The organism is Polymorphospora rubra, from assembly GCF_018324255.1.
Taxonomy (GTDB): domain Bacteria; phylum Actinomycetota; class Actinomycetes; order Mycobacteriales; family Micromonosporaceae; genus Polymorphospora; species Polymorphospora rubra.
In genome coordinates, this window is the sequence record NZ_AP023359.1 from 3100863 (window position 1) to 3126414 (window position 25552).

The window sequence follows — 25552 nt, forward strand, 5'->3', positions numbered from 1 at the left end:
GCGATGGCACTGCTGGACGTGGACGGCCTGTCCGTCACCTTCTCCCGCCGGGGACAGCGCACGGTCCGCGCCGTCGACGGCGTCTCCTTCAACGTCGACGCCGGCGAGGTGGTCGGCCTGGTCGGCGAGTCCGGCTGCGGCAAGAGCGTCACCTCGCTCGCGATCATGGGACTGTTGCCCCGGCAGCGTGGTGTGCAGGTCGGCGGCCGGGCCGACTTCGACGGCACCGACCTGCTGAAACTCGACGCGAAGTCGATGCGGGACGTCCGTGGCCGCGACGTCGCGATGATCTTCCAGGATCCGCTGTCGTCCTTGAACCCGGTCGTGCCGATCGGCATCCAGGTCACCGAGGTGCTGGTCAGGCACCGGGGCATGAAGGGCGAGGCGGCCCGCCGGGAGGCAGCCGACCTGCTGGACCGGGTCGGTATCCCCGATCCGAACCGGCGGCTCAAGGAGTATCCGCATCAACTCTCCGGCGGCATGCGCCAGCGGGCACTGATCGCGATGGCGGTCGCCTGCCGGCCCCGGCTGCTCATCGCCGACGAGCCGACGACCGCGCTCGACGTGACGATCCAGGCGCAGATCCTCGAACTGCTGAAGGAACTCGTCCACGAGTCCGGCACCGCCCTGATCATGATCACGCATGACCTGGGGGTGGTCGCCGGGCTGTGCGACACCATCAACGTCCTCTACGCCGGCCGGGTGGTGGAGACCGCCCGGCGGCGTCCGCTCTTCGCCGAGCCGCACCACCCGTACACGGTGGGCCTGCTCGGGTCGATCCCGCGCCTCGACGCGGGCCGGGGCGAGCGCCTCACGCCGATCCCCGGATCGGTACGGGACGTACTGCCGTGGCCGGACGGGTGTGCGTTCGCGCCGCGGTGCGAACGGCGCCTCGACGCCTGTGTCGGTGAGCCGCCGGCCCTCACACTGACCCACGACGGGCGGGCCCACCGGTGCGTCAACCCGGTGAGCGCACCGGCGAAGGTCGGCGCGTCCGGTGGGGTGCCCGCGCCACGCGCGGAGGAGGGTAAGAAGCCGTGACCGACACGCTCGTCGAGGTCCGTGACCTCAAGGTGCACTTCCCGATCACCAAGGGGGTGCTGTTCGACCGGGTGGTCGGCCACGTCAAGGCGGTCGACGGCGTCGATCTGAAGATCACCAAGGGCCAGACGTACGGCCTGGTCGGCGAGTCGGGCTGCGGCAAGTCGACGCTCGGCCGGGCCATCCTCCAGCTCACCCCGACCACCTCCGGCGAGGTCATCTACAACGGCCAGGATCTGGCCAAGCTGCCGGCCGGCCGGCTGCGCTCGATGCGCCGGCACCTGCAAATGATCTTCCAGGACCCGATGTCCAGCCTCGACCCCCGGCAGAACGTCGAGTCCATTCTCGTCGAAGGTCTCCAGGCACACGGCATCGGCGCCAACCGCGACGAACGCCGGAAGATCATCGGCCAGACCCTCGACGCGGTCGGCCTGCCCGGCTGGGCGCTGTCCCGCTACCCGCACGAGTTCTCCGGCGGCCAGCGCCAGCGGATCGGGATCGCCCGGGCGCTCGTGCTCGGTCCCGAGCTGATCGTCGCCGACGAACCGGTCTCGGCCCTCGACGTGTCGATCCAGGCACAGGTCATCAACCTGCTCGACGAACTGCAGGAGGAACTGGGGCTGACCTACCTGGTCATCGCCCACGACCTCGCCGTCGTACGGCACATCTCCGACGTCGTCGGCGTCATGTACCTCGGCGCCCTGGTCGAGGAGGCGCCCAGCGACCGGCTCTACCGCGAGCCGTTGCACCCGTACACGAGGGCGCTGATGTCGGCGGTGCCGGTCCCGGACCCGGAGGTGGAGGACCGCCGCGAGCGGATCCTGCTGGCCGGCGACCTGCCCTCGCCGGCCAACCCGCCGGCCGGCTGCCGTTTCCACACCCGCTGCCCGTGGGCGCAGCCGACCCGGTGCGCCACCGAGCGGCCGGTGCTACGCGAGATCGGCGCGAGCCGGGTGGCGTGCCACTTCGCCGAACGGATCGCCAGCGGCGAGCTCCGCCCGCATGAGGTCAAGGTGCAGCTGGTGCGACCCGAGGACGAGGGCGAGACGCCCGGGGTGGTCTCCGCGCCGACCGAGCCGGGCTCGTTCGTCTGACCGGCCCCGGCTGACCGGCACCGGTCCGACCGGTCGTCGGCGGCGGTCAGCCCTCGGGGCGGTCGACCAGCGCGACCGCGATCGCGTGTACGGCGTCCAGCCCGGCCGGGTCGGCGAGCGCGGCCCGGCCACCGGTGACGACGTACCACTCGTCGGCGTCCTTGTACTGCACGCGCAGGGTGACCTGGCCGGCGTCGTACTCGGTGCGCAGGGTGAGTTCGCCGGTCACGACACCGACCTCGTCGGTCATCACGCCCCCGGGGCCGGGCACCACGTCCGTCGTACGGCTGTCCGGCCCGGCCGGCGCATCCCCGGCGGGCACGTCGCCCGCCGGGGGAGTGGGTGTCGAGGTGGGGGCGGCCGTCGTCGGCGTACCGCCCGTCGGCTCGGCTGTCGCGGGGGTACCGTCCGGCCCGCCCGGTGTCGCGTCGCTCATACGCAGGTCTCCAGCATGTCTTGCAGCGCCGTCTTCTCGGCGGCGGTCACCGTCAACTCCCAGTGGCTCTTCACCGTGATCCAGTCAATAGCGTAATCACACCATGCGTCCTGGTTGGTCGGTTTCCACTGTGACGGATCCTGGTCGCCCTTGGACCGGTTCGACGACGCCGACACCGCCAGGAGCTGCGGCCGGGTCAGGTCGTTGGCGAACTCGCTGCGCCGGTCGTCCTCCCACTCGTCGGCGCCGCTGCGCCACGCGTTGGCCAGGGGCACCGTGTGGTCGATGTCGACGCCGGACGGGTCGTCGATCGTACGGTTGTCGTAGACGCTCGACCACGAACCGCCGACCACGTTGCACCCGTCGAGTTCGACGCCCGTGCCGTCACGCTCCAGCACCGTGTCGCGTACGTCGCAGTTCTTGCCGGCGCTGCGCCAGTGCTTGAAGCGTTCCCGGCTGTAGCCGCGCATCGGCCGGGCGTCGGCGACCGTGAGTTCGCCGAGAAGCTTCTCGGCCTCGGCCGCGTCACCGGAGCCGGCCTGCTGGCCCGACCCGCCGATCGGGTCCTCCTCGAGTGGCACGCAACCGGAGAGCGCGCCGAGGGCCAGCGCCGCGGCCACCGAGGCGGCCACACTTCGCAAGGTCATCGATCGGGTACGGGTCTGTCGCATACGGGAGGAAAGCACCCACCTACTTTGCTGCCTAGATCGTCTCGCCGGCAATAACCAGGGGTGGCTTCGGCGTTTCGTGCAAACAGTGACCGAAGCTCCGACAGATTGGACACCATGAGCCAGCCGGCAAACCCCGACCTGCGACTCGGCACCGCGGCCGGTCGCGGCACCCTGCTGGCGGCCGTGCTCGCCTCGGGGATGGCCTTCCTCGACAGCACGATCGTCACGGTCGCCCTGCCGAAGCTCGGCGCCGACCTCGGCGCGACCACCGCCGGACTGCAATGGACGGTCAACGGCTACATGCTCACCCTGGCCGCGTTCGTCCTGCTCGGCGGTGCGCTCGGCGACCGGTTCGGGCGCCGGCGCGTCTTCCTGATCGGCGTGCTGTGGTTCGCCGCCGCGTCGGTGCTGTGCGGGCTGGCACTGTCCGTCGAGTGGCTGATCGCCGCCCGCGTCCTCCAGGGCGTCGGCGCGGCCCTGCTCACCCCCGCCTCGCTGGCCCTGCTCCAGGCCAGCTTCCAGCCGGACCACCGGGGCCGGGCGATCGGTGCCTGGTCCGGCCTGTCCGGGGTGTCGACCGCGATCGGCCCGTTCATCGGGGGTTGGCTGATCGACAGCGTCTCCTGGCGGTGGATCTTCCTGATCAACGTGCCGCTGGCGGTCGCGGTGGTCGTCGCGGCCCTGCGTTGGGTGCCGGAGAGCCGGGCCACGTCGACCGGTCGGTTCGACATCGGCGGCGCGCTGCTCGGCGCCCTGGGGCTCGCCGGGGTCACGTACGCGCTGATCGAAGGTCCGGTCCACGGCGTCCGCTCGGTGGCGGTCTGGGTGGCCGCCGCGGCCGGCGTCGGTGCCACCACCGCCTTCGTGCTCCTGGAACGCCGACGCGGGGACCGGGCGATGCTGCCACCGAGGCTGTTCTCCAGCCGGCTGTTCTCGGTGCTCAACATCTACACCGTCGCGGTGTACGCGGCGCTGACCGGACAGGGCTTCTTCTTCGCCGTACACCTGCAGAACGTCGCCGGATACACGGCGCTGGAGACCGGGATCGCCACCCTGCCGATGACGTTGCTGCTGCTCGTCGGCTCGGCCCGGGCCGGCGCGCTCGCGACCCGGATCGGTCCCCGGCTGCCGCTGACGGTCGGGCCGGCCGTGGCCGCCGTCGGTATCCTGCTGCTGCGGCCGATCGGCCCCGGCGCCAACTACTGGATCCACGTGCTGCCGGGGGTGCTGCTCTTCGGTGCCGGCCTCACCCTGCTGGTCGCCCCGCTGACCGCGTCGGTGCTCGGGGCGGTCGAGGACCGCTACGCCGGGGTCGCGAGCGGGGTCAACAACGCCGCCGCGCGGGCCGCCGGACTGCTCGCCGTGGCGGCCCTGCCGCTGCTGGTCGGGCTCTCCGGTACGGCGTACGAGGTGCCGACGGAGTTGGCCGCCGCCTACCGGTCGGCGATGGTGTGGTGCGCCGGGCTGATGCTCGCCGGGGCCGTACTGGCCGGGATCTTCGTCCGCCGGCCGGCCGGGACCACCGCCGGTCGGGCCCCTGAGGGGCCGACCGGTTAGGCGTTCCCGACCGTACGGCGGGGTGGCGCAACACCTCTAAGCCGATCTTCATATCGGCCGTGACGTGCGTGAATCCGCTCCGTTTGAAGGGATGGAAACGCAGCCGCGGGGGTTGCGTAACTGTCGCCATTGGTCAGCCGGTCCTGCGAGACGCGACAGCCGCGATGGAAAGCGGTGGTCGAGATGGGAACTGACAAACCTGTAGATACCGGAGTCGATCACCCGACCGACGACGCCACCGTGGTGCTGAACCCGGTCGACGTCGAGGAGCCGCCGGCCGCCGCCGGTGGGAGATCGGGTGGCCGGCACCGGGCCGCGCCGTCACCCCGGGATCGGGACCGGCGGCGCCGGACGCTCCTCATCGCCACGGTCGCCTCGGTCGTGGCGCTCGGTGCCACCGCCGTCCTGGTGCCGATGGCGTTCGCCCGGCTGGGCGGTGATCCGGACAGCAGCGGGCGGCCCGCGCCCTCGGGCAGCCAGACACCCGGCCCCAGCCCCTCGCCGCAGCCGTCCGGGCTCGTCCCCGGACCGGTCCAGACCATTGTGGACGGCCGGTTCTCGTGGGCGCTGCTCGACCGGTCCACCGGAGTGCTGACCGGGTCGTCGAACGTCAGCGACACCGTCGAGGGCGCGGGAATGATGCGGATCTGGGTGGTCGCCGACTATCTGCGGCACGCCACCGAGCAGGGCGGGCAGCCGGAGCCGTACCGCCTGGCGCAGGCCAGCCGGGCGATCCGCGACGGCGACGACGACGCCACCCAGGCGCTGTACGAGGCGGCCGGCGGGGCGACCCAGAGCCGCCGCATGATCCCGGTCTGCGCCCTGGTCGAGACGGAGGTGCACGACGGCGGCTGGCGGCGGACCCGGATCTCGGCCGGCGACTCGGTACGGCTCGGCGACTGCGTCGCCGACGGCCGGGCCGCTGGTCCGAAGTGGACGAAGTGGGTGCTGGACGAGATGGCCGAGGTCAACGGCGAGGCGTCCGACAAGGGCGAGCTGACCGGGATCGGCTGGGGCATCGTCGACGGGCTGCCGCCGGCAGTCACCGACCTGGGCGTCGGCTTCACCAACGGCTTCGTCCGGGCCGACTCGCAATGGCAGGTCAACTGCCTGGCGGCGACCGACGGCTGGGTGCTCGCCGTCCTCGTCAGCTATCCCGATTCCCGGAAGCTGTCGTACGGCGCCGGGATCTGCGCCAGCGTCGCCGCCGAACTCGCCCCGCCCCAGCCGGTCAACTGAGCGGCTGGGCCGGGGCGGGTCCGGGCGGGGAACTCAGCCGCGGGAGCGGTTGACCGCGCTGGTGACCGCCTTCACCGACGCCGTCACGATGTTCGCGTCCAGCCCGACGCCCCACACCGCACGGCCGTCGACCTCACACTCGACGTACGCGGCGGCCTGGGCGTCGCCGCCGGAGGACATCGCGTGCTCGTGGTAGTCGAGCACCCGTACGTGCACGCCCAGGGCCTGCAGCGCGTTGACGTACGCGTCGATCGGGCCGTTGCCGACCGCGGCCAGCGGCCGGCGGTTGCCGCCGAAGTGGACCTCGGCCAGCATCTCGACCTTGCCGTCCACGGTGGCCGTCGAGTACTCGGCGAGCTCGACCGCGGCGAACCGCTGGTGGTCCACCAGGTATTCGGTGGCGAAGATGTCCCACATCCGGGCCGGCTCGACCTCGCCGCCGCCGGCGTCGGTGACCTGCTGGACCACGCCGGAGAACTCGATCTGGAGCCGGCGCGGCAGGTCCAGGTGGTGCTCCTCCTTCATGATGTAGGCCACGCCGCCCTTGCCGGACTGCGAGTTGACCCGGATGACCGCCTCGTAGGTGCGGCCGACGTCCTTCGGGTCGATCGGCAGGTACGGCACGCCCCAGGTGTGGTCGTCGAGCGCGACACCGGCCGCCTGCGCGTCGGCGGCCAGCGCGTCGAAGCCCTTCTTGATCGCGTCCTGGTGGGAACCGGAGAACGCGGTGTAGACCAGGTCGCCGGCGTACGGGTGGCGCTCGTGCACCGGGAGCTGGTTGCAGTACTCGACGGTGCGCTTGATCTCGTCGATGCGGGAAAAGTCGATCTCCGGGTCGATGCCCTGCGAGAACAGGTTGAGGCCGAGCGTGACCAGGTCGACGTTGCCGGTGCGTTCGCCGTTGCCGAACAGGCAGCCCTCGACCCGGTCCGCACCGGCCAGCAGGCCGAGTTCGGCGGCGGCGACGGCGGTGCCCCGGTCGTTGTGCGGGTGCACGCTGAGGACGACCGACTCGCGGCGGGGCAGGTTGCGGTCCATCCACTCGATCGAGTCGGCGTAGACGTTCGGGGTGGCCATCTCGACGGTCGCCGGCAGATTGATGATCAACGGGCGGTCCGGCGTCGGGTCGATCACCTCGATGACCGCCGCGCAGACCTCCAGCGCGTAGTCCAGTTCGGTGCCGGTGTACGACTCGGGCGAGTACTCGTAGAAGATCTCGGTGTCCGGCGTGTGGATCTCCGCGTACTTCTGGCACAGCCGGGCGCCCTGGGTGGCGATGTCGGTGATGCCGGCGCGGTCCAGACCGAAGACCACCCGCCGCTGCAGCGTCGATGTCGAGTTGTAGAAGTGCACGATCGCCCGCTTCGCGCCGCGCAGCGACTCGAAGGTCCGCTCGATCAGGTGGTCGCGGCACTGGGTCAGCACCTGGATCGTGACGTCGTCGGGGATCAGGTCCTGCTCGATGAGCTGGCGGACGAAGTCGAAGTCGGTCTGGCTGGCGGCCGGGAAGCCGACCTCGATCTCCTTGTAGCCCATCTCGACCAGCAGGCTGAACATGCGGCGCTTGCGTTCGGGCGACATCGGGTCGATCAGCGCCTGGTTGCCGTCGCGCAGGTCGACCGCGCACCAGCGCGGCGCGACCTCGGTGCGCCGGGTCGGCCACCGCCGGTCGGGCAGGTCGACGGAGAACTGGCGGTGGTAGGCCTCGTAGCGCCGGTACGGCATCCGGCTGGCCTGCTGGCGGCCGATCGGGTCCGGGCCGGTCGCGGCGGCCGGACCGCCCGGTACGGCGGACGGGTCGGTGGACGTGGTGCTGATTGCGGCGTTGTCTGACATGACGGAAATGCTCCTGTGGTCAGGGTGACGTCAGCGCGGGAAGAGTCTTGCTGATGACGATCCGATGCGTCGATGGCTGGATCGGTGAGACGTGCTCAGGCGGCGCGCGTCAACTCCGCGACGAGGTGCCGGCCCGGTGGGCCTCGCCGCGGCGACCAAGGAGAAGGGCCTGCCACATAACACTGGTCACCCTACGTGATCAATCGGCGATGGCAACCCCGACCCGGGATTTGAGACGAAAGTCCCAGGAGCGGCACCATGGCCGGAAGGCGCGGCGCCGGTCAGGCGGACGGTGTCGGCGAGGGGCTCCCGGAGGGGGTCACGGTCGGCGTCGGCGGCGGTGGCGGCGACGCCATGTCCAGCGGCTCACCCGCGACCACCGGGCCGGGCAGCGTCACCGTCGGCGGCGCGGCGACCGGCTCACCGGCGAGGATCAGCGTGCCGAACGCGACCTTCGCCCCGGTCAGCGTGCCGTCCTGGGCATAGCAGTAGATCCCCACGTCGAGTGGTGCCCGCAGCGAGGCGGACGTCGACTCGACCGCGAAGCAGGCGCCACGGCTGCCGGGCAGCGGCTGGACGGCGGTCACCGACAGGGCCGCCCGGCGGTCGGTGAGCACCCGTGACCAACTCACCAGCGGGTGCTGGACCCGCGGATCGTCGCCGGCCGCGAGTTGGCCGTCCGGATCGGCGACCCGCACGCAGGTCGGCGGGATCTGCCGGGTCACCGACGGCAGCGCGCACTGGAAGAGCCCGTCACCGGTGCGGGCCACCGAGACGTCGGCGGTGCCGCCGAGCGCGCCGCCGGGAATGTCGACCCGCCAGCTGCCGTCCGGGGCGGCGGTGAACGCGACCGTACGGTCGGCCCGGTCGGCGGCCGACAGCGTGTAGAACGCCGACAGGTGGCGATCCTGCGCCGCGGCGGCCAGGCCGGCGAGCTGGGCCCGGGCCGGCGTCTGATCCGCCCCGGTGGCGCTCGGGGTCGGTGTCGGGTCGGCCGTCGGCGCGTCGGAGCCGCAGCCGGTGACCAGGACCGCGGTGGCGGTGGTCAGCACGCCGAGCAGACCGGATCGGGCAGCGGGACGTGGGGCAGCTCCGGGGCGCACGCGCCCATTGTCACGGCCGGCGGTGCCTCGGGTGTGCACCGGGGTCGGTTGCCGCACCGGCGTGTCGCCCCCCACGGCCGGATGGTGGGATCGCGTGTCCACGCCGTCACAGCCCGCCGGTACCCTGATGTCGGCTCGCGTGCCCAGCGTGGGGTGCCGCGGGCGAGGTGAACCGTCAGCAGGTTCGACGTCTAGGGTCGGACAAGGGGTCGCCGGGCACCGGCCGCAGGCGCCGGCGCAGCCCTGGGCGCCCCGGAAGGAGTGGACTGCCGTGGCACTGGTGGTGCAGAAATACGGCGGCTCCTCCGTCGCCAGCGCCGAGCGCATCAAGCGGGTCGCCGAGCGGATCGTGGCCGCCCGCAAGGCCGGCGACGACGTGGTGGTCGTGGTGTCGGCGATGGGCGACAGCACCGACGAACTGCTCGACCTGGCCCACCAGGTGAGCCCGCTGCCGCCGGGTCGCGAGCTGGACATGCTGCTCACCGCCGGCGAGCGGATCTCGATGGCCCTGCTGGCGATGGCGATCCACAACCTCGGCTACGAGGCCCGGTCCTACACCGGGTCGCAGGCCGGCGTGCTGACCACCTCCGTGCACGGCCGGGCCCGGATCATCGACGTGACGCCGGGGCGTCTCCAGGGCGCGCTCGACGAGGGCGCGATCGCGATCGTCGCTGGTTTCCAGGGCGTCTCCCAGGACACCAAGGACATCACGACGCTCGGCCGTGGCGGTTCCGACACGACCGCCGTCGCACTGGCCGCCGCGCTCGGCGCCGACGTGTGCGAGATCTACACCGACGTCGACGGTGTCTTCACCGCCGATCCGCGGATCGTGCCCAACGCCCGCCACATCAAGCACATCACCTACGAGGAAATGCTCGAACTCGCGGCCTGCGGCGCGAAGGTGCTGCACCTGCGCAGCGTCGAATACGCCCGCCGGGCCGCCCTGCCCATCCACGTCCGGTCGTCCTACTCGACGAACACCGGCACGATGGTCACCGGATCGATGGAGGACCTTTCCGTGGAACAAGCAATGATCACCGGGGTCGCCCACGACCGGAGCGAGGCCAAGATCACCATCGTGGCGGTGCCGGACGAGCCGGGCGCCGCCGCCCAGATCTTCGAGACCGTGGCCGGCGCCGAGATCAACATCGACATGATCGTGCAGAACGTGTCGACCGAGGGCACCGGCCGCACCGACATCTCGTTCACCCTGCCCAAGGCGGACGGTCCCACCGCCATGGCCGCGCTCAACAAGATCCAGGAGTCGGTCAAGTTCAAGGGCCTGCTCTACGACGACCACGTCGGCAAGGTCTCCCTGATCGGCGCCGGCATGCGCTCGCACCCCGGCGTGGCCGCCAGCTTCTTCGCCGCCCTCGGCGAGGCCGGCGTCAACATCGAGATGATCTCCACCTCGGAGATCCGGGTGTCCGTGGTCTGCCGTGACACCGACCTCGACAGTGCCGTACGCGCCGTGCACGAGGCGTTCGACCTCGGCGGCTCGGAGGAAGCCGTGGTCTACGCCGGAACCGGCCGGTAGCCGGCATGGCCCGGCTGCCCACCCTCGCGGTCGTCGGGGCGACCGGCGCCGTCGGCACCGTCATGCTGGAGCTGCTGTCCGCCCGCAAGAACCACTGGGGTGAGATCCGGCTCCTCGCGTCGCCCCGCTCCGCCGGCCGCAAGCTGGTCTGCCGGGGCGAGGAGCTGACCGTCCAGGGGCTGTCCGCCGAGGCGTTCGACGGCGTCGACGTCGCGATGTTCGACGTACCCGACGAGGTGTCCGCGGAGTGGGCGCCGGTCGCCGTCGCCCGCGGCGCCATCGCCGTCGACAACTCCGGCGCCTTCCGGATGGACCGCGACGTTCCGCTGGTCGTCCCCGAGATCAACCCCGAGCAGGTACGCAACCGGCCCAAGGGCATCATCGCCAACGCCAACTGCACCACCCTGGCGATGATCGTGGCGATCGCCCCGTTGCACCGCGAGTACGCGCTGCGCGAGCTGGTCCTCGCCTCCTACCAGGCGGTCTCCGGGGCGGGCCAGGTCGGCGTCGACACCCTGCACGACCAGCTCTCCAAGGTCGCCGGCGACCGCGCGCTGGGCAGCCGCTCCGGCAACGTACGCCAGGCCGTCGGCGACGACCTCGGTCCGTTCCCCGCCCCGCTCGCCCTCAACGTCGTGCCGTGGGCCGGCTCGCTGGCCGATTCCGGCTGGTCGTCCGAGGAACTCAAGTTGCGCAACGAAACCCGCAAGATCCTCGGGCTGCCCGACCTCAAGGTCTCCGCCACCTGCGTACGCGTGCCGGTGGTCACCGGCCACTCGGTGGCCGTGCACGCCGTCTTCGGCAGCGAGGTCGACGCCGAGGGGGCCCGCGAGGCGCTGCGCAACGCACCCGGGGTCATCCTGGTCGACGACCCCGCCCAGGGCGAGTTCCCGATGCCGATCGACGCGGTCGGCACCGACCCGTCGTGGGTCGGCCGGATCCGCCGCTCGATGGACGACCCGCGCGCCCTCGACCTGTTCGTCACCGGCGACAACCTGCGCAAGGGTGCCGCGCTCAACACCGCCCAGATCGCCGAACTGCTGGCGCCCGAGTTCGCCGCCCGCTGACGGCCGGCGCCCGCCCCGGCAGGAGCATCCGGTTGGCCGCCGGCCGCTCAGTCCGGGGCGAGGCGGGCGCCGTCGCCGCCGGCGCGTTTCACCGTGTAGAGCGCCGCGTCGGCCCGGCGCAGCGTCAGGTCCGGCGACTCGTCCGACCGCTGCACCGCCACCCCGACGCTGATCGTGCGGCCGAGCGCCCGCGCCGCGCCGGCCAGCCGCTCGGCGATCCCGACCGCCTCCCGCGGCGCCGTCACCTCGACCACCGCCACGAACTCGTCGCCACCGATCCGGTACAACTCGTCACCGTGCCGTAGCGCCCGCTCCAGAGCCCGGGCCAGACCGACCAGCACGCGGTCACCGGCCTGGTGCCCGTACGTGTCGTTGATGCTCTTGAAGTCGTCCACGTCGACGGCCAGCAGCGCCGTGCGGTCCGCGACGGCGGCGGCGATGCGCTCACCGAACGGCCCGTGGTGCGGCAATCCGGTCAACGGGTCGGAGATCGCCTGCTCATGCAGTTTCTGGAGGCTGCGCAGCCGGTCCAGGCAGCTCCACGCCTGGGCGGCGAGCAACTCCATCAGGTTGACCGTCGTCGGGTCCGGGCGCGACGCCACCTCGTCGGCGACCAACAGCACCCCGCCCGCGTCCGGCGGCCCGACCGGCACCGAGATCAGCGTGCAGACGTCGGCGTCGACCAGGACCTCGTAGCCCCGGGTCGTCGGTGGCCCGGTCTCACCCAGCGTGTACGACGCCCCGTGCCGGTGCGCCCGCGACACGAGTTCGCCGAGTTCGGCGGCGCTCGCCGCGGCCAGCCGCTCGCGCAGCCGCGACTCCAACGGGCCCGGCCGCGCGGTCGGCGGCGCCAACCGGGGTCCGTCCGGACCGGTCAGCAACAGCACCGCCGCGGCGAGCCCGGCCACGTCGCGGGCGGCGTCGATGGAAACCCTGGCCAGCGCCCGCTCCGAGGCGGCCGAGGTCATCGCACCCGCGTACCGCAGGAGTTTCTCGCTCCGGCTCTCCGCCGGCGGCCCGCCGAGCCGGTCGAGGTGCGCGCCGAGGTCGGCCGCGACCCGCTCGGCGAGCACCCGCCACCCGTCGATGTCGACGGGCTCGGACCATTCCAGGTTGAGTACGCCGATCACCCGGCCGGCCCGGTCCACGATCGGCGCGCAGATCTCGACCGCGACCGGTGGCCCGAGTGCGATGTAGTCGGGGTCGGCGGCGACGTCGGTCACCGTCTGTGTCCTGCCGGCGGCGTACGTCCGGCCGGAGACCCCGGTGCCGGGCAGCACCGACGCGAACACCTGCCACGAGCCGGTCGCCGCGACGCAGCGCAGCCGGTCGTGGACGTGCAGCAGGACCGCGACCATCACGTCGCTGTGGGCGGCAAGCGTCGTCGCGGCGGCCTGGCACGACCCGGCGACCGTCGCCGCCCTGTTCAGGCGCGCCGTGAAGTCGGCGGTCAGTCGTTCCGGGTGCAAGCGCAGGTCGCCGCCTTCGGCCGGGGTGTGGACGGCGCCGGTGACCCGGGCACCAGACCGATTTTACTGAGCGTCGCCAGCTGGATGCGGGCCGTTGCTTGCGGCTCGCCGGAAGCCCGGCGGCGGCCCGTTGTCGCGGTAGCGTCGGGGCTGGGTGGGGCGTACGAAAAATCTCTGCCGGCGATGTCGATACGGCCGTACCCCGTTCGTCGTCATGCTGTACGGCAGGGCGCCGTACCCCGTACGACAGGAGACGGACCATGAAGTACATGCTGCTCATCCACCCCGCACCCGACGCCGACCCGAACGACTTCGGCTGCACCCCGGCCGACTGGATGGCGTTCGACAAGGCGGTGCACGAGGCGGGGATCTTCGCCTCCGGCGAGTCGCTGCAGGACCTCGTCACGGCCACCACGGTCCGGGTCAGCCAGACCGGGGAACGCACGATCACCGACGGGCCGTTCGCCGAGACCCGGGAACTGCTCGGCGGCTACTACGTCATCGACGTACCGGACCTCGACGTGGCTCTCGACTGGGCCGCCCGCTGCCCCGGATCGCGCGGTGGCGGCGGCGTCGAGGTACGACCGGTCGCCGACTACCCGCAGGGCTGACGGCGATGGACGAGCGGGCAGCCGGCGCGGTGGAGGCGGTCTTCCGCGAGGAGCGGGGCCGGCTGCTCGCCTCCCTCGTCCACCGCTTCGGCGACCTCGACCTGGCCGAGGACGTCGCCTCCGAGGCGATCGAGGCCGCCCTCGAACACTGGCCCCGGCGGGGCGTACCCGCGCGGCCCGGCGCCTGGCTGCTCACCACCGCACGCCGCAGGGCCGTCGACCGGCTGCGGCGCGACCAGGCGTACGCGGCCCGGATCGCCCTCCTCCAGGCCGAGGCGGACCGGGCCGGGCCGGCCATGCCACCGGACCCCGACGGTGATCTCCCGGACGAGCGGTTGAGCCTCTTCTTCACCTGCGCCCACCCGGCGCTGCCCGCCGAGGACCGTGGTGCCCTGACCCTGCGCTGCCTTGCCGGGCTCGCCACGCCCGAGGTGGCCCGGGCCTACCTGGTGCCGGTTCCGACGATGGCGCAACGGATCGTCCGGGCGAAGAAGAAGATCCGGGACGCCCGCATCCCGTTCCGGGTGCCCGGCCCCGACGAACTGCCGCAACGGCTGCCAGGGGTCCTCCAGGTCGTCTACTCGATCTTCACCGAGGGGTACGCGGCCAGCACCGGCCCGCATCTCCAGCGGCTCGACCTCGCCGAGGAGGCCATCCGGCTGGCCCGGATCCTGCGCCGGCTGCTGCCCGCCGAACGCGAGGTGACCGGACTGCTCGCGCTGATGCTGCTGGTCCACGCCCGGCGGGACGCCCGGACCGGCCCGGACGGCGGGGTCGTCCTCCTCGACGACCAGGACCGCGGCCGCTGGGACCGGGCGATGATCGAGGAGGGCCGGCAACTGGTCGTCACCGCCCTGACCGGCGGCCCACCCGGCCCGTACGGCGTGCAGGCCGCGATCGCCGCCCTGCACGGCGAGGCCGCCGACGTGGCCACCACGGACTGGCCGCAGGTGGTCGCGCTGTACGACGTACTGCTGGTCCTGACACCGTCTCCGGTCGTCGCGCTGAACCGGGCCGCGGCGGTGGCGATGCGGGACGGGCCGGCGGCCGGCCTCGCCCTGCTCGACGAGCTGGCGGACGAACCGCGGCTGCGTGCCTACCACCCGTTCGCGGCGGCCCGGGCCGACCTGCTGAGCCGGCTGGGCCGGTTCGCCGAGGCCGCGGCGGCATACCGGCAGGCGTTGGACCTGGCCGGCACCGAACCCGAACGGGCCTACCTACGGAGCCGGCTCGAATCGGCCGAACTGTCCGCTTCGGACGGTTGACGGGCCGGGCCGTGTTGTCCGGGGCGGCAAATGGCGCGATCGGTGTCCCGGCCGGCTTCTCGGCCGGCAACATCTCGGTCACCATCAATCCATTGGTGTCGATGGAGAGCGAGGCTTCCATGCGTACTGCACGATGGCCGTCCACCAGGACCGGCGGCGCCCTGCGCCGGGCGGTCGTCGTAGCGGCGCTGGCCGTGCTGCTGGCTGGCAGTGCCGGGGCGCCGGCGCACGCGACGGCCGACACCGAGGCGCCGACCGTCCCGGGTCCGGTCACGATCGTCAGCATCACCACCACGGCGATCGAGCTGACCTGGGCACCTGCCACCGACAACGTCGGCGTGACCAGGTACGACGTCATTCAGTTCACGACCGACGTCGGCTTCGTGCACAACACCGCCACGAACTCCATCAAGATCACCGGGCTGCGCCCGTCGAGCACCCAACGGTTTTCGGTCCGCGCCCGGGACGCGGCCAACAACGTCTCCCCGCCGACCCCGTGGCTGCCCGTGACCATGCCGCCCGGCGACAACCAACCACCGACCGCCCCCGGCACCCCGGTGCCGCACACCGTCGGCGACACGCTGGTGGTCCTCACCTGGCCCCGGTCCACCGACAACATCTACGTGGCGTTGTACGAGGTGCTCATGGTCAGCGCCCCCGGCAGCCCGGTCGTGGCGACCGCACCGCAGCATCCGCCGACCGGCACCACCGCGCGGGTCACCGGGCTCACCCCCGGCAAGACGTACACGTTCGCGGTCCGGGCCCGCGACGACGCCGGCAACATCTCCGCCCTGTCGGCGCCGGTCACCGTGACCACCACCGGCGGCTGAACCGCCGGAACTGTCACCACCGGGGCGGACAATCGGGGGATGGAGAACCCGAAGGCCCTGCCCGACCTGCTCGAGGGCAGGAGACAGCCCCGCCCGGCCGGCCACGAAGTCCGACGCACGGATGACGAGATCGGAGCCGGAAGGATGGAAGGACGTGCGGGTTGTCGGCCGTGGTGACACTGACGGTGATCGACCGGAGCCGGGTTCCGGAGTTGGCCCGGCTCGCCGGCGACTCGACTGCGGCGGTCAGGGCCGCCATCGTCGAACATGGACATCGACCGCCGAGCGAATACGGCTGGTCCGGCTACTGCATGTCGGATCTGCTGGAGTATCTGGAGGATCGCGGAGTCGAACTTGACGGGTCGGAATTCGCTGCGGAGTCGGCGGCCATCAACGAGGTGTACGACCTCACCGTCCTGATCACGCCGGCCCACCGGAGATTCCTGGACCAACTCGACCCCGCCGGCCACAGCATCGACGAGTTGACTGCTCATTTCGACGAGATGGGCAACGGCTTCGCGGAAAGTGCCACGGCGGGCTTGGACGCCCTGAAGTTGCTGCATGACAACATCTCCCGACTCCAGGATGATGAGGTCCTGCTGCTGCACATCGGCTGAGGCACGCGCCGGTCTCAGTCGGCCGGTGGGTTGGCGTCGACGGCGGCGCGGACGAACTCGCGTACCCGCTCGGTGGTGTTGGTCTCCAGCCAGACCGGGCCGCGCCGGATCGGCGGCGCGTCGTGGATCGGCACGTACGCGACGTCCGGCCGCGGATGGTACTGCCGGGTGTAGGCACCCACCGGCAACACGCCCCGGCCCAGTGCGACCAGGGAGAGCATCTCGGAGAACGTGTTGCCGGCCGGGCCCTTGGGCACCGGTCGGCCGGACGGCGTGTGGTCGGGCGTACGGTCGCGTTTGAACTCCGCCGACGTCACCGCCGGATACTGCACCACCGGATGCTCCGCGAGCACCTCCAGCGACACCGACCCGGCACCGGCCAGCGGATGCCCGGCCGCCACCGCCAGCATCCGTTCCTCGGTGAGCAGGACCGGGCCGTTGGCCATCCCGTCGAACGGGAACGAGGCGATCAGGATGTCGATCGAGCCGTCGACCAGGCTGGCCCGGGTGTTCAGCAGCGGGGCCTCACGTACGTCGACCTCGCAGTCCGGGTGCCGCCGGGTGAACAGGGCGACGGCCCGCAGCAGCAGCGGCGCGGCCCACTCGCCGACGAAAGCCACCCGCAGCCGCCCGGTGACGCCCCGGCCGGATTCCACGGCCCGGCGGACCGCCTCGTCGATCCCGGCCACGAGTGGGCTCAGGTCGTCGGCGAGCCGCCGCCCGATCGGGGTCAGCCGTACGACCCGGCTGGTGCGCTCGAACAGCGGGGCGCCGATCCGACGCTCCAGCTTCTTGACCACGTGACTGACCCGCCCGGTGGTCACCCGCAACCGCTCGGCGGTACGGCCGAAGTGCAGCTCCTCGGCTAACGTCAGGAAGGTCTCCAGCTCGTGCCGTTCCAGCATCGCCGATCCCTATCGTTGAACCTGAGTAAACGATCGTAGCGCGATCACGGCTTGGTCCCGGCCGTCGACCGGCGGATCGTGAAGGCATGACGACAACGACGATCACCGACTACCTGACCGGCCTCGACGCTCCGCTCCGGGAGGTCGGCGAGGAGCTCCGACCGGTCATCGAGGCAGCCCTGCCCGACGCCACCGGCGCGATGTGGCACGGCCATCCGGTCTGGGGCGTCGGCGACAAGCCGGGCAGGAACCCGATCTGCCTCGTCAAGGGGTACTCGTCGTACGTCACCCTCGGGCTGTGGCGGGGGCAGGAGATCACCGACGCATCGGGTCGCCTCGGCGCCGGTGCCCGGCAGATGGCCTCGGTCAAGCTCCGTACGGTCGACGAGATCGACCCGGTGCTGTTCACCGACTGGCTGCGTCAGGCCCGCGACCTGGAACCGCGGTGAGCGCCGTGCGGGTCACCGGCTTCGACCACCTGGTGCTCAACGTCTCCGACGTCGAACGCTCGCTCGACTTCTACTGCGGTCTTCTCGGCCTGGCGCCGGTCCGCGTCGACGAGTGGCGGGCCGGGAAGGTCCCGTTCCCCTCCGTACGGGTCACCCCGGAAACCATCATCGACCTGGTACGCCGCGACCGCGACGGGTCGAACGTCGACCACCTCTGCCTGGTGGTGGCGCCGCTGGACTGGCAGGAGGTGGTCGACTCCGGCATCTTCACGGTGCTGGAGGGGCCGGTCGGCCGGTTCGGTGCCCGGGGTGACGCGACCTCGGTGTACGTCGCCGACCCGGACGGCAACAGCGTCGAGCTGCGCTGGTATCCCCAGGACGCCTGAGCGACGACTCCTCGGACCCGCCGACGGTCCCAGATCCGACCGACGCGCGTCGCCGGGCCACGCTTGTGGTCCGGCGTCGCGCGTTGCTACGCTTTCACGTGTAAGAAATTCCTTACATGCGAAGGAGGGACATGACAGTGGCCCAGCCGACCGGTGACCAACTGGTCGAGATGCTGGCCGCACTGGCCAATCCGCTGCGGCTGCGCATCATGGCGAAGCTGGCCGGCGGCCGTGACTACGTGAGCCACCTGGCTCGAGAGATCGGGATCAGCCGCCCCCTGCTGCACATGCACCTGCAGCGGCTGGAAACCGCCGGCCTGATCGTCGGCAGCCTCGAACTCTCCGAGGACGGCAAGGCCATGAAGTACTACCAGGTCGCCGAGTTCGACGTGCACCTGACCGCATCGACCATCGTCGAGGCGGCCGAGACCCTCACCAGATCGGACCCGGTGCCGGGTCCCGCACCGAAGGAGACCTCCCGATGACAGACACCTGGACCTGGCCCGAAGCGATCCTCGTGCTCGGCGTACTGATGTTCATCTTCCTGATCCTCGTCGCCATCGCGGCCACCGTGCTCGATTTTCGCAAGGCCAAGATCGCCGTCCAGCAGGACGAACAGCTGCGACAGCTGGTGAGCCGCTACGAGCAACTGGCCGAACGCACCCTGGACGCCCAGCAGCGGACCGCCGCCGACGTGTCCGAACTCCGGTCGAGGACCGCCTCGATCGAACAGATCCTCCGCACCGTGGAGTAGGGGAGACCGTCATGAGGGCAATCGCGCAGGACCGGTACGGGCCGCCGGAGGTGCTGGAACTTCGGGAGATCGACCGGCCGGCGGTCAGGAAAGACCAGGTGCTCGTACGCGTGCGCGCCGCAGGCATCCACCGCGGCGACCGGATCCTGATGACCGGCCGGCCGTACGCCGTCCGCATCACCGGGCCACGCGCGCCGATGCACCGGGTCCGGGGTACGGAGTTCGCCGGCGAGGTGACGGCGGTCGGCGCCGACGTGACCGAGTTCCGGCCCGGCGACGAGGTGCTCGGCTGGGGCACGGGGACGTTCGCCGAGTTCGTCTCCGTACCCGCTACGAACCTCGTGCCGAAGCCGGCCACGCTCACGTTCGCGCAGGCCGCGGCGGTGCCGATCTCCGGCATGACCGCGTTCCAGGGCCTGAGCGGCCGGACCCGGCCGCAGCCGGGACAGCAGGTCCTGGTCATCGGTGCGGCCGGCGGCGTCGGAACCTTCGCCGTCCAGATCGCCAAGGCGTACGGAGCGGAGGTGACCGGCGTGTGCAGCACCACCAAGGTGGAAATGGTCCAATCGCTCGGCGCCGACCACGTCATCGACTACACCCGCGAGGACCTCGCCCGGAGCGGCCGCCGGTACGACGTCATCCTCGACATTGTCGGTGACCGGCCGATCCCGCAGCTCCGCCGGCTCCTGACCCCGGCCGGAACGCTCGTGCTGGTCGGAGTGGAGACCGGCGGCCCGGTGCTGGGCGGATTCGAACGCAACTTCGCGGCGATGCTCGTCGCACCGCTCGTACGGCGGCGCCGGGTGCGGCCACTCACGTCGACCAGTCGCAAACCGGACCTTCTCGGGCTCACCGCCCTCGTTGACGCCGGCAACTTGGTGCCGGTCGTCGACCGGACCTATCCGCTCGACCGGACCGCCGACGCCTTCCGCTACCTCGCGGACCAGCACGCGCGGGGCAAGGTGGTCATCACCGTGTGAAGCCGCCGGATCACCGCACCCGGGCGGCGGCGACGGCCCACCGGTCCGGGGCCGGACCCGGCCCCGGACCGAAGACGCGGCGCTACCGGCCGACGCGCAGGTCGAGCCAGACCAGCCGGTGGTCGGAACTGGGGAACGGGAACGTCCCGGTGAGCCGCGCCAGCGGATCACTCGCGACCGGCCAGAACACCCCACCATCCCGTACGGCCAATCCGCGCGACGGCAGGACGTAGTCGGCGCGTACGTTGCCCGGACCCGGGACGTCGGCGAAGTCGGCGGTGTCGTACTTCGGGTTGCTGCGGTGGGTGGTGTTGGCGCCGCCCTGCAGCGCGCTCGCCTCGACGGCCCCACGGCTCGACGGGGTGAACCCGGCGTTGACCCACCGGTGCTCCAGGAGCTGCTGCGCGGCCCCCGGGATGCTGTCACCGTCGCGCGGGTCGGAGTTCAGATCGCCGGCGATCACGAAATTCGACCCCGGCCGCAGCCCGTCCCGACGCCCCTGGTCGTCGTAGATGTAGCGGCCGCTCCCCGGCCGTACGTAGTCGGCCCAGAACCGGATCTCGTCGAAGTTCCGCCGCCCGTTACGGTCCTCCGGACCGTCGAAGACCGGCGGCGTCGGGTGGCTGATCAGGAAGTGCACCGTCCGCTTACCGACCTTGATCGGCAGGTCCCAGTGGCTCTTCGACGACAGCCGGAAGACCGCCAACTCCTCCGGCGAATACCAGTCGGCGGGCGCCGGGGTGGCCGGGTCGTCGGGCAGGAGCGCACCCGGCATGTCCTTCCACAGGAAGTTCTGGAAGGTACGGGCACCGCGCAGGTCGATCGGATACTGCGAGTAGACGACCATGCCGTACTGGCCCGGGAAGTCACCGAAGCCGAGCGCATCGTCGCCGTACCCGGGGGTACCCGGCTGGGTGACGACCTGGCCGTTGTTGTTCAGGTCGAAGCCGGAGGCGATACCGGTGTTGCTCGGCGCGATGAACCGGTGCGGGTAGCGGATCGGCTTCGCGCCGTTCTGGCCGACCGACAGGTAGTTGTCCTGGAACAGCCGGGCCGCGACCGGGTCGTAGTCGAACTCGTTGACCAGCAGCACGTCCGGCCGGTTGCGCTGGACGATCTCGGCGATCGTGCGCGCCTGCGCGTTCCCGGGCGTCGACAGATCGGCCCGCAGCGTGCCGGCGGCGCTCCGGTTGAGCGCGGCGTTGAACGTGGCGAACCGTACGTCCTTGCCCTTGCCGTGTGCGGCGGCCGGTGCCGCCACCGAGGGCAGCGCGGCGAGCATGACCGCCGTGGCGAGCAATCCGCCACGTACCGCGATCCGTCGGGATCGCCTGACGGCTGACGACATGCGTCCTCCTTGCCGTGTCGTCCGGCCGGGACACCCCGGCCGGGCTGGCTTGTCCACGCCGGCCTGTGCCCGGCGTCGATGTGCGCCCACGTGTCTATCGGTGGGCACCGACAACCCGGTGGCCGTGGTGTGAACACTGAGGTTCGTTGATCGCCGTACGGCTGGCAAGGGGGCAGGCGGCAGTCCGACCGCCGCAGGAACCAGAAGAGGGCATATCCGCCGCGCGGATATGCCCTCTCACCTGGTCGGGGTGGCCGGATTTGAACCGACGACCTCTTCGTCCCGAACGAAGCGCGCTACCAAACTGCGCCACACCCCGAGGCGTGCCGACAAATAGTAGCCCACCGCCGCCGAGGGGCAAACTTGGATCCCCCCGGGCCGGCCGGACCGGCCCGGGGGACGCGGGTCAGCGGGGAATCAGCGTCAGCAGCGAGGCCTCCGGGCGGCAGGCGAACCGTACCGGCGCGGTCGGGTGGGTGCCGATGCCGGCCGACACGTGCAGCCACGAGTCCGAGCCCGGCCAGCGGTGCAGGCCCTTGGCCATCGAGGTGGGCAGCTCGCAGTTGGTGACCAGGGCACCGACGAACGGCACACACACCTGCCCGCCGTGGGTGTGTCCGGCGAGCAGCAGGTCGAATCCGTCGGCGGCCATCAGGTCGAGGATCCGGGGCTCGGGGGAGTGGGTCAGGGCCACCGACAGCTCGGCCTGCTCGGGAACCGGGCCGGCGACCTGGTCCCAGTCGTCGCGGCCGATGTGCGGGTCGTCGACGCCGGCGAGCTCGACCACCCGACCGCCGATCTTGGTCGTGGTGCGGGCGTTGTTCAGGTCGGCCCAGCCGGCACCGAGCAGCACCTCACGCAGGTCCTCGTACGGCAGGTCGACGCCCTGGACGTATTCGCGTTCGGGCAGCAGGTAGCTGAACGGGTTCTTCCAGACCGGCCCCCGGTAGTCGTTGGAGCCGAACACGAACGCGCCCGGGAAGTCGAGCAGTGGCTGGAGGGCCCGCAGTGCGCCGGGTACGGCGTCGGGGTGGGCGAGGTTGTCGCCGGTGACCACGACGAGGTCGGGGTCGGTGGCGGCCAGGGACGCCACCCATGCCTGCTTGCGGCGCTGGTCGGGGGTCATGTGCATGTCGGAGAGATGCAGAATGCGCAGCGGCTCCGCGTCTGGAGGGAGCACCGGTACGTCGAACCGGCGCAGGGTGAACATGTTGCGTTCGACGAGGGACGCGTACGCCAGGGTGCCGGCGCCGACGGCGGCGGTGGCGGCGGCGAGCCGCATAACAGTGCGCTTTCGCATGGCGTTCAGGGTAGTTTCACCAGCCATGAGCACGCTGAAGGACACCCTCACGACGGACATGCGCACGGCCCTGAAGGCGCGGGACGAGCTGACCACTTCGACGCTGCGGATGGCGCTGGCGGCGATCGGCAACGCCGAGGTCGCCGGTAAGGCCAAGCGGGACCTGTCCGACGACGAGGTGCTGGCCGTGCTGACCCGGGAGGCGAAGAAGCGGCGCGAGGCGGCCGTGGCGTTCGCCGACGCCGGCCGGACCGAGCAGGCGGCGAAGGAGACGGCCGAGGGTGAGGTGCTGGAGCGCTACCTGCCGAAGCAGCTCGGCGACGAGGAACTGGCGGGCCTGGTCGCCGACGCGCTGTCCGCCGGTGGGTTCACCGGCAAGGCCCAGATGGGCCCGGCGATGAAGGCGGCCCAGGCCGCGGTGGCCGGCCGGGCCGAGGGGGGACGGGTCGCCGCCGAGGTACGTCGGCAACTCGGCCTCTGAGCGCCGTACCGGCCCGACAACCCGCGAGGGCGGGCACCCGTCGGGGTGCCCGCCCTCTGTCGCGTACGGGGCCGTCAGTCGTTCGCGCCCGGTGACGGGCTCTGCGTGCCGCCACCGCGGCCGTTGCTGACCTGGATGGAGACCGCGCCGCCCCGGATGGTCCGGCCGTCGGGGGTGGTGCCGGCGACGGTGCCGGCCGGGCAGCTCGAGTCGACGCGGCCGGAGTTGACGGAGACGTCGAAGCCGGCGGCGCGCAGCCGGGACCGGGCGGTGTCGACGTCCTGGCATCTGACGACCGGAATGCTGCGCTGTTCACCGTTGACGAGCTTGCCGCTCGGCGGGGTGAACTGCTTGGACTCCTTGTCCTTCATGCCGTCCCGGAGCGTCTCGTAGACCGCCGGGTTGACGATGGCGTGGTCCATCCGGGCCGTGGTCTGCGCCCAGTCGGGGTCGGCGAGGATGCCGGCGACGGCGAGCTGCTTGGTGGTGACGACCAGCGAGGCGGTCTTCTCGGCGTCGGTGGTGCCGGTCTTGCCGGACACCGGCTTCTTCACCACGCCACGGATGCCGCCCGCGGTGGCGCCGTCGCAGCGGCTGGTGGACGAGTTGTCGCCGACCGGGCAGCGGCCGGCGTCGATCGCGGCGCGGGCCACCTCGGGCTTGAACTCGTCCTTGCAGCGCGGGTCGGCGACGTCGAGCTTGTTGCCCTCCTGGTCACGGATCTCCTGGACCGGGATCGGTTCGCAGTACTTGCCGTCCGCGGCGAGGGTGGCGTAGGCGTTGGCCAGGTCGAGCGGGGTGGTCAGCGAGACGCCGAGGGTGAAGGCACCCCACTGCTTGGCACCCTGCGGGTTGTCGGCCCGCGCCGCGTCCTCGACGTCGCGGAACTGGATGCCGGCCCGCTTGGCGGCGTTGATGACGTTGTCGGCCCCGACCATCTCCTGGAGCTTGACGAAGTACGTATTGACCGAGCGGCCCATCCCGGTCCACATGTTCCGGACGCCGTTCATCCAGGACGGGGTGGCGTTGACCGGGCAGTACTTGTTGGTGCCGGCACACGCCGCCGGGCTGCCGTGCTCGATGATGTAGTCGGTCTGGAGCGGCGAGGTGGCGTTGATCGACGTCGCCAGCGGGTAGCCCTTTTCCAGCGCCGCGAGCAGGGTGAACATCTTGAACGTCGAGCCGGCCTGGTAGCCGGTGATGTCGCCGCCACCGGTCATCAGCGGGTTGGTGGTGTTGGGGTAGGTGCCCCGGATCCCCTGCCGCGCCTTGGCCGGGTTGCTGGACATCTTGTTCTGTGGGTTGCTCGGGTCGTCGAGCTTGAAGACCCGGTTGACGGCGAGGGCGCGTACCCGGCCGGTGCCGGGCTCGACGGCCGCGACCATCAGGGCGTTCTTGTTGTCGTTCTTGATCCGCTTTTCGATGTTCTTGTTGGCGGCGTCCTGGGTGGCGACGTCGAGGGAGGTGACGATGCTGTAGCCGCCGCTCTTGAGCCGGCGCTCCCGGTCGTAGGTGGTGGCGCCGAACGTCTCCTGATCCATCCACCAGCGGTAGAAGTAGTCGCAGAAGAAGCCCCAGGTGGCCTTGTTGGCGGCGACGCAGCCGTTCGGCGCCCGCTTGCCCTTGACCTTGAGCTCGACGGCCTTGGCGGTGGCGGCCTGCTCGGCGGTGATGGCGCCGGTGATGACCATCTGGTCGATGACGTAGTCGCGCCGGACCACGGCCTGCGGGTAGCCGCCCTCGGTGGTCGGGTCGAACGCGGACGGGGCCTTGACCATGCCGGCGAGCATCGCCGCCTCTTCGATGGTCAGGTCCTTGGGGTGCTTTCCGAAGTAGACCTGGCTGGCGGCGAAGACACCGTACGCGCCGTTGCCGAACGGCGCGATGTTGAGGTAACGCTCCAGGACCTCGTCCTTGGACAGTTCCTTGGTGATCTGCATCGCGTAGCGCATCTCGCGCATCTTGCGGGCGTTGGTGTCCTCGGTCGCGGCCACGACGTCCTGCGGGTGGGTCGCCGAGTAGGCGATGGCCAGCCGGACGTACTGCATCGTCAGGGTCGAGGCGCCCTGCTGGGTGGCGCCGGCGGAGTTGTTGGCGACGAAGGCACGGGCCACGCCCTTGACGTCGACGCCGTTGTGCTCGTAGAACTTCTTGTCCTCGGCGGCGATGATCGCCTGCTGCATGAGCGGGGAGACGTCCTTCAGCGGTACGTCGCGCCGGTTCTCGTCGTACATCGTGGCCAGCGGTGTCTTGCCGTCCGACGCGTAGAGGTAGCTGATCTGGGGCGCGCTCTTGACGGTCAGCTCGCTCGGCAGCTTGTCGAATGTCTCGGCGCCCGCCTTCGCGGCGAGACCGGACAGGGCCACCGCGGGGAACGCCGCCGCGGCGACGACCACGCCCGCCAGTAGGCCGCAGATCAGCAGCGACGCGGCGTTGGTCAGGATGTTGTGGTCACGTTTCCGCATCCAGGTCACGGGGCCAGGGTACGCGAGCGACCAACGGGGTCGCTTGCCGTGTACTTCGCCCATTTCCTCACGGCGTCGGCCTCGTTGTGCTAGACGCATGGCCCTGCGTGT

Annotated in this window: 24 protein-coding genes, 1 tRNA gene and 1 pseudogene; 16 read left to right on the top strand and 10 right to left on the bottom strand. The window is 71.4% G+C overall.

The annotated features are described in order from the left end of the window. Positions 1–3: 3 nt before the first annotated feature. Together Prubr_RS14240 and Prubr_RS14245 are read left to right on the top strand one after the other, a co-directional pair. Positions 4–1041, top strand: coding sequence for an ABC transporter ATP-binding protein (locus tag Prubr_RS14240; protein ID WP_212825650.1), 1038 nt, complete (start codon positions 4–6; stop codon positions 1039–1041). Further along, positions 1038–2135, top strand: coding sequence for an ABC transporter ATP-binding protein (locus Prubr_RS14245; protein ID WP_212825652.1), 1098 nt, complete (start codon positions 1038–1040; stop codon positions 2133–2135). Before Prubr_RS14240 ends, Prubr_RS14245 begins: the two co-directional genes overlap by 4 nt. Before the next feature lie 46 nt (positions 2136–2181). Here the strand turns inward: Prubr_RS14245 and Prubr_RS37970 are convergent, their stop codons facing one another. Both Prubr_RS37970 and Prubr_RS14255 read right to left on the bottom strand, forming a co-directional pair. Further along, positions 2182–2571 carry a hypothetical protein gene (locus tag Prubr_RS37970; protein WP_343221644.1) on the bottom strand — a complete coding sequence of 130 codons (390 nt, stop codon included), beginning with the start codon at positions 2569–2571 and terminating at the stop codon, positions 2182–2184. Then, positions 2568–3242 (bottom strand): HNH endonuclease family protein, encoded by a 675-nt coding sequence (locus Prubr_RS14255; RefSeq protein WP_212828019.1) that lies wholly within the window; start codon positions 3240–3242, stop codon positions 2568–2570. The genes Prubr_RS37970 and Prubr_RS14255 overlap by 4 nt, the downstream gene beginning before the upstream one ends. Before the next feature lie 114 nt (positions 3243–3356). Here Prubr_RS14255 and Prubr_RS14260 point away from each other — a divergent pair. Both Prubr_RS14260 and Prubr_RS14265 read left to right on the top strand, forming a co-directional pair. Continuing rightward, positions 3357–4839: pseudogene (locus Prubr_RS14260) on the top strand (MFS transporter). A gap of 143 nt (positions 4840–4982) precedes the next feature. After that, positions 4983–6038, top strand: a complete 1056-nt coding sequence (locus tag Prubr_RS14265) for a hypothetical protein (RefSeq protein ID WP_212825656.1) — start codon at positions 4983–4985, stop codon at positions 6036–6038. Positions 6039–6071: 33 nt separating this feature from the next. On the opposite strand, the gene leuA is transcribed toward Prubr_RS14265, so the two are convergent. Both leuA and Prubr_RS14275 read right to left on the bottom strand, forming a co-directional pair. Then, a complete protein-coding gene (leuA, locus tag Prubr_RS14270; RefSeq protein ID WP_246568947.1) occupies positions 6072–7763 on the bottom strand; it encodes a 2-isopropylmalate synthase in 1692 nt (563 codons plus the stop codon). Between the two features lie 392 nt (positions 7764–8155). Beyond that, a complete protein-coding gene (locus tag Prubr_RS14275; protein WP_246568682.1) occupies positions 8156–8977 on the bottom strand; it encodes a hypothetical protein in 822 nt (273 codons plus the stop codon). Positions 8978–9248: 271 nt separating this feature from the next. On the opposite strand from Prubr_RS14275, the gene Prubr_RS14280 reads away from it, so the two are divergent. Continuing rightward, positions 9249–10514, top strand: coding sequence for an aspartate kinase (locus tag Prubr_RS14280; protein WP_212825659.1), 1266 nt, complete (start codon positions 9249–9251; stop codon positions 10512–10514). Positions 10515–10519: 5 nt separating this feature from the next. Beyond that, a complete protein-coding gene (locus Prubr_RS14285) occupies positions 10520–11581 on the top strand; it encodes an aspartate-semialdehyde dehydrogenase (RefSeq protein WP_212825661.1) in 1062 nt (353 codons plus the stop codon). 47 nt (positions 11582–11628) lie between these two features. Here the strand turns inward: Prubr_RS14285 and Prubr_RS14290 are convergent, their stop codons facing one another. Next, positions 11629–13050: a sensor domain-containing diguanylate cyclase gene (locus tag Prubr_RS14290; protein ID WP_212825663.1), complete on the bottom strand. Its 1422-nt coding sequence runs from the start codon at positions 13048–13050 to the stop codon at positions 11629–11631. A 260-nt stretch (positions 13051–13310) separates the two neighbouring features. Between Prubr_RS14290 and Prubr_RS14295 the strand changes: the two genes are divergently transcribed. The 4 genes from Prubr_RS14295 (at position 13311) to Prubr_RS14310 (ending at position 16373) form a co-directional block, all read left to right on the top strand. Beyond that, positions 13311–13661: a YciI family protein gene (locus Prubr_RS14295; RefSeq protein WP_212825665.1), complete on the top strand. Its 351-nt coding sequence runs from the start codon at positions 13311–13313 to the stop codon at positions 13659–13661. 5 nt (positions 13662–13666) lie between these two features. Continuing rightward, positions 13667–14926, top strand: a complete 1260-nt coding sequence (locus Prubr_RS14300; protein WP_212825667.1) for an RNA polymerase sigma factor — start codon at positions 13667–13669, stop codon at positions 14924–14926. A gap of 119 nt (positions 14927–15045) precedes the next feature. Beyond that, a complete protein-coding gene (locus tag Prubr_RS14305) occupies positions 15046–15756 on the top strand; it encodes a fibronectin type III domain-containing protein (protein WP_212825669.1) in 711 nt (236 codons plus the stop codon). Between the two features lie 161 nt (positions 15757–15917). After that, positions 15918–16373 (top strand): hypothetical protein, encoded by a 456-nt coding sequence (locus tag Prubr_RS14310; RefSeq protein ID WP_212825671.1) that lies wholly within the window; start codon positions 15918–15920, stop codon positions 16371–16373. A 14-nt stretch (positions 16374–16387) separates the two neighbouring features. On the opposite strand, the gene Prubr_RS14315 is transcribed toward Prubr_RS14310, so the two are convergent. Next, positions 16388–17278, bottom strand: coding sequence for a LysR family transcriptional regulator (locus tag Prubr_RS14315; RefSeq protein WP_212825673.1), 891 nt, complete (start codon positions 17276–17278; stop codon positions 16388–16390). Between the two features lie 86 nt (positions 17279–17364). Between Prubr_RS14315 and Prubr_RS14320 the strand changes: the two genes are divergently transcribed. The 5 genes from Prubr_RS14320 (at position 17365) to Prubr_RS14340 (ending at position 19847) form a co-directional block, all read left to right on the top strand. After that, positions 17365–17727 (top strand): DUF1801 domain-containing protein, encoded by a 363-nt coding sequence (locus tag Prubr_RS14320; RefSeq protein ID WP_212825675.1) that lies wholly within the window; start codon positions 17365–17367, stop codon positions 17725–17727. Continuing rightward, positions 17724–18113, top strand: coding sequence for a VOC family protein (locus Prubr_RS14325; protein ID WP_212825677.1), 390 nt, complete (start codon positions 17724–17726; stop codon positions 18111–18113). The genes Prubr_RS14320 and Prubr_RS14325 overlap by 4 nt, the downstream gene beginning before the upstream one ends. Positions 18114–18244: 131 nt before the next feature. Continuing rightward, the gene (locus tag Prubr_RS14330; RefSeq protein WP_212825679.1) at positions 18245–18598 is read left to right on the top strand and encodes an ArsR/SmtB family transcription factor; all 354 of its coding nucleotides are present in this window, start codon (positions 18245–18247) and stop codon (positions 18596–18598) included. Further along, positions 18595–18867 carry a hypothetical protein gene (locus Prubr_RS14335; RefSeq protein ID WP_212825681.1) on the top strand — a complete coding sequence of 91 codons (273 nt, stop codon included), beginning with the start codon at positions 18595–18597 and terminating at the stop codon, positions 18865–18867. Before Prubr_RS14330 ends, Prubr_RS14335 begins: the two co-directional genes overlap by 4 nt. An 11-nt stretch (positions 18868–18878) precedes the next feature. Continuing rightward, positions 18879–19847 carry an NAD(P)-dependent alcohol dehydrogenase gene (locus Prubr_RS14340; protein ID WP_212825683.1) on the top strand — a complete coding sequence of 323 codons (969 nt, stop codon included), beginning with the start codon at positions 18879–18881 and terminating at the stop codon, positions 19845–19847. 82 nt (positions 19848–19929) lie between these two features. Here Prubr_RS14340 and Prubr_RS14345 read toward each other — a convergent pair whose 3' ends face one another. The 3 genes from Prubr_RS14345 to Prubr_RS14355 all read right to left on the bottom strand — a co-directional run bounded on the left by Prubr_RS14345 (position 19930) and on the right by Prubr_RS14355 (position 22495). Continuing rightward, entirely contained in the window at positions 19930–21195 is a 1266-nt protein-coding gene (locus Prubr_RS14345; RefSeq protein ID WP_212825685.1) for an endonuclease/exonuclease/phosphatase family protein, read from the bottom strand. A 242-nt stretch (positions 21196–21437) separates the two neighbouring features. Next, positions 21438–21514: transfer RNA gene (locus Prubr_RS14350), tRNA-Pro, on the bottom strand. A gap of 87 nt (positions 21515–21601) precedes the next feature. Next, positions 21602–22495 carry a metallophosphoesterase gene (locus Prubr_RS14355; RefSeq protein WP_212825687.1) on the bottom strand — a complete coding sequence of 298 codons (894 nt, stop codon included), beginning with the start codon at positions 22493–22495 and terminating at the stop codon, positions 21602–21604. Positions 22496–22520: 25 nt separating this feature from the next. Here Prubr_RS14355 and Prubr_RS14360 point away from each other — a divergent pair, with 25 nt between their 5' ends. Continuing rightward, positions 22521–22976, top strand: coding sequence for a GatB/YqeY domain-containing protein (locus tag Prubr_RS14360; RefSeq protein WP_212825689.1), 456 nt, complete (start codon positions 22521–22523; stop codon positions 22974–22976). Between the two features lie 74 nt (positions 22977–23050). Here the strand turns inward: Prubr_RS14360 and Prubr_RS14365 are convergent, their stop codons facing one another. After that, on the bottom strand, positions 23051–25441 hold the full coding sequence (locus Prubr_RS14365) for a penicillin-binding protein (RefSeq protein ID WP_212828023.1): 2391 nt from the start codon (positions 25439–25441) through the stop codon (positions 23051–23053). Positions 25442–25552: the final 111 nt, after the last annotated feature.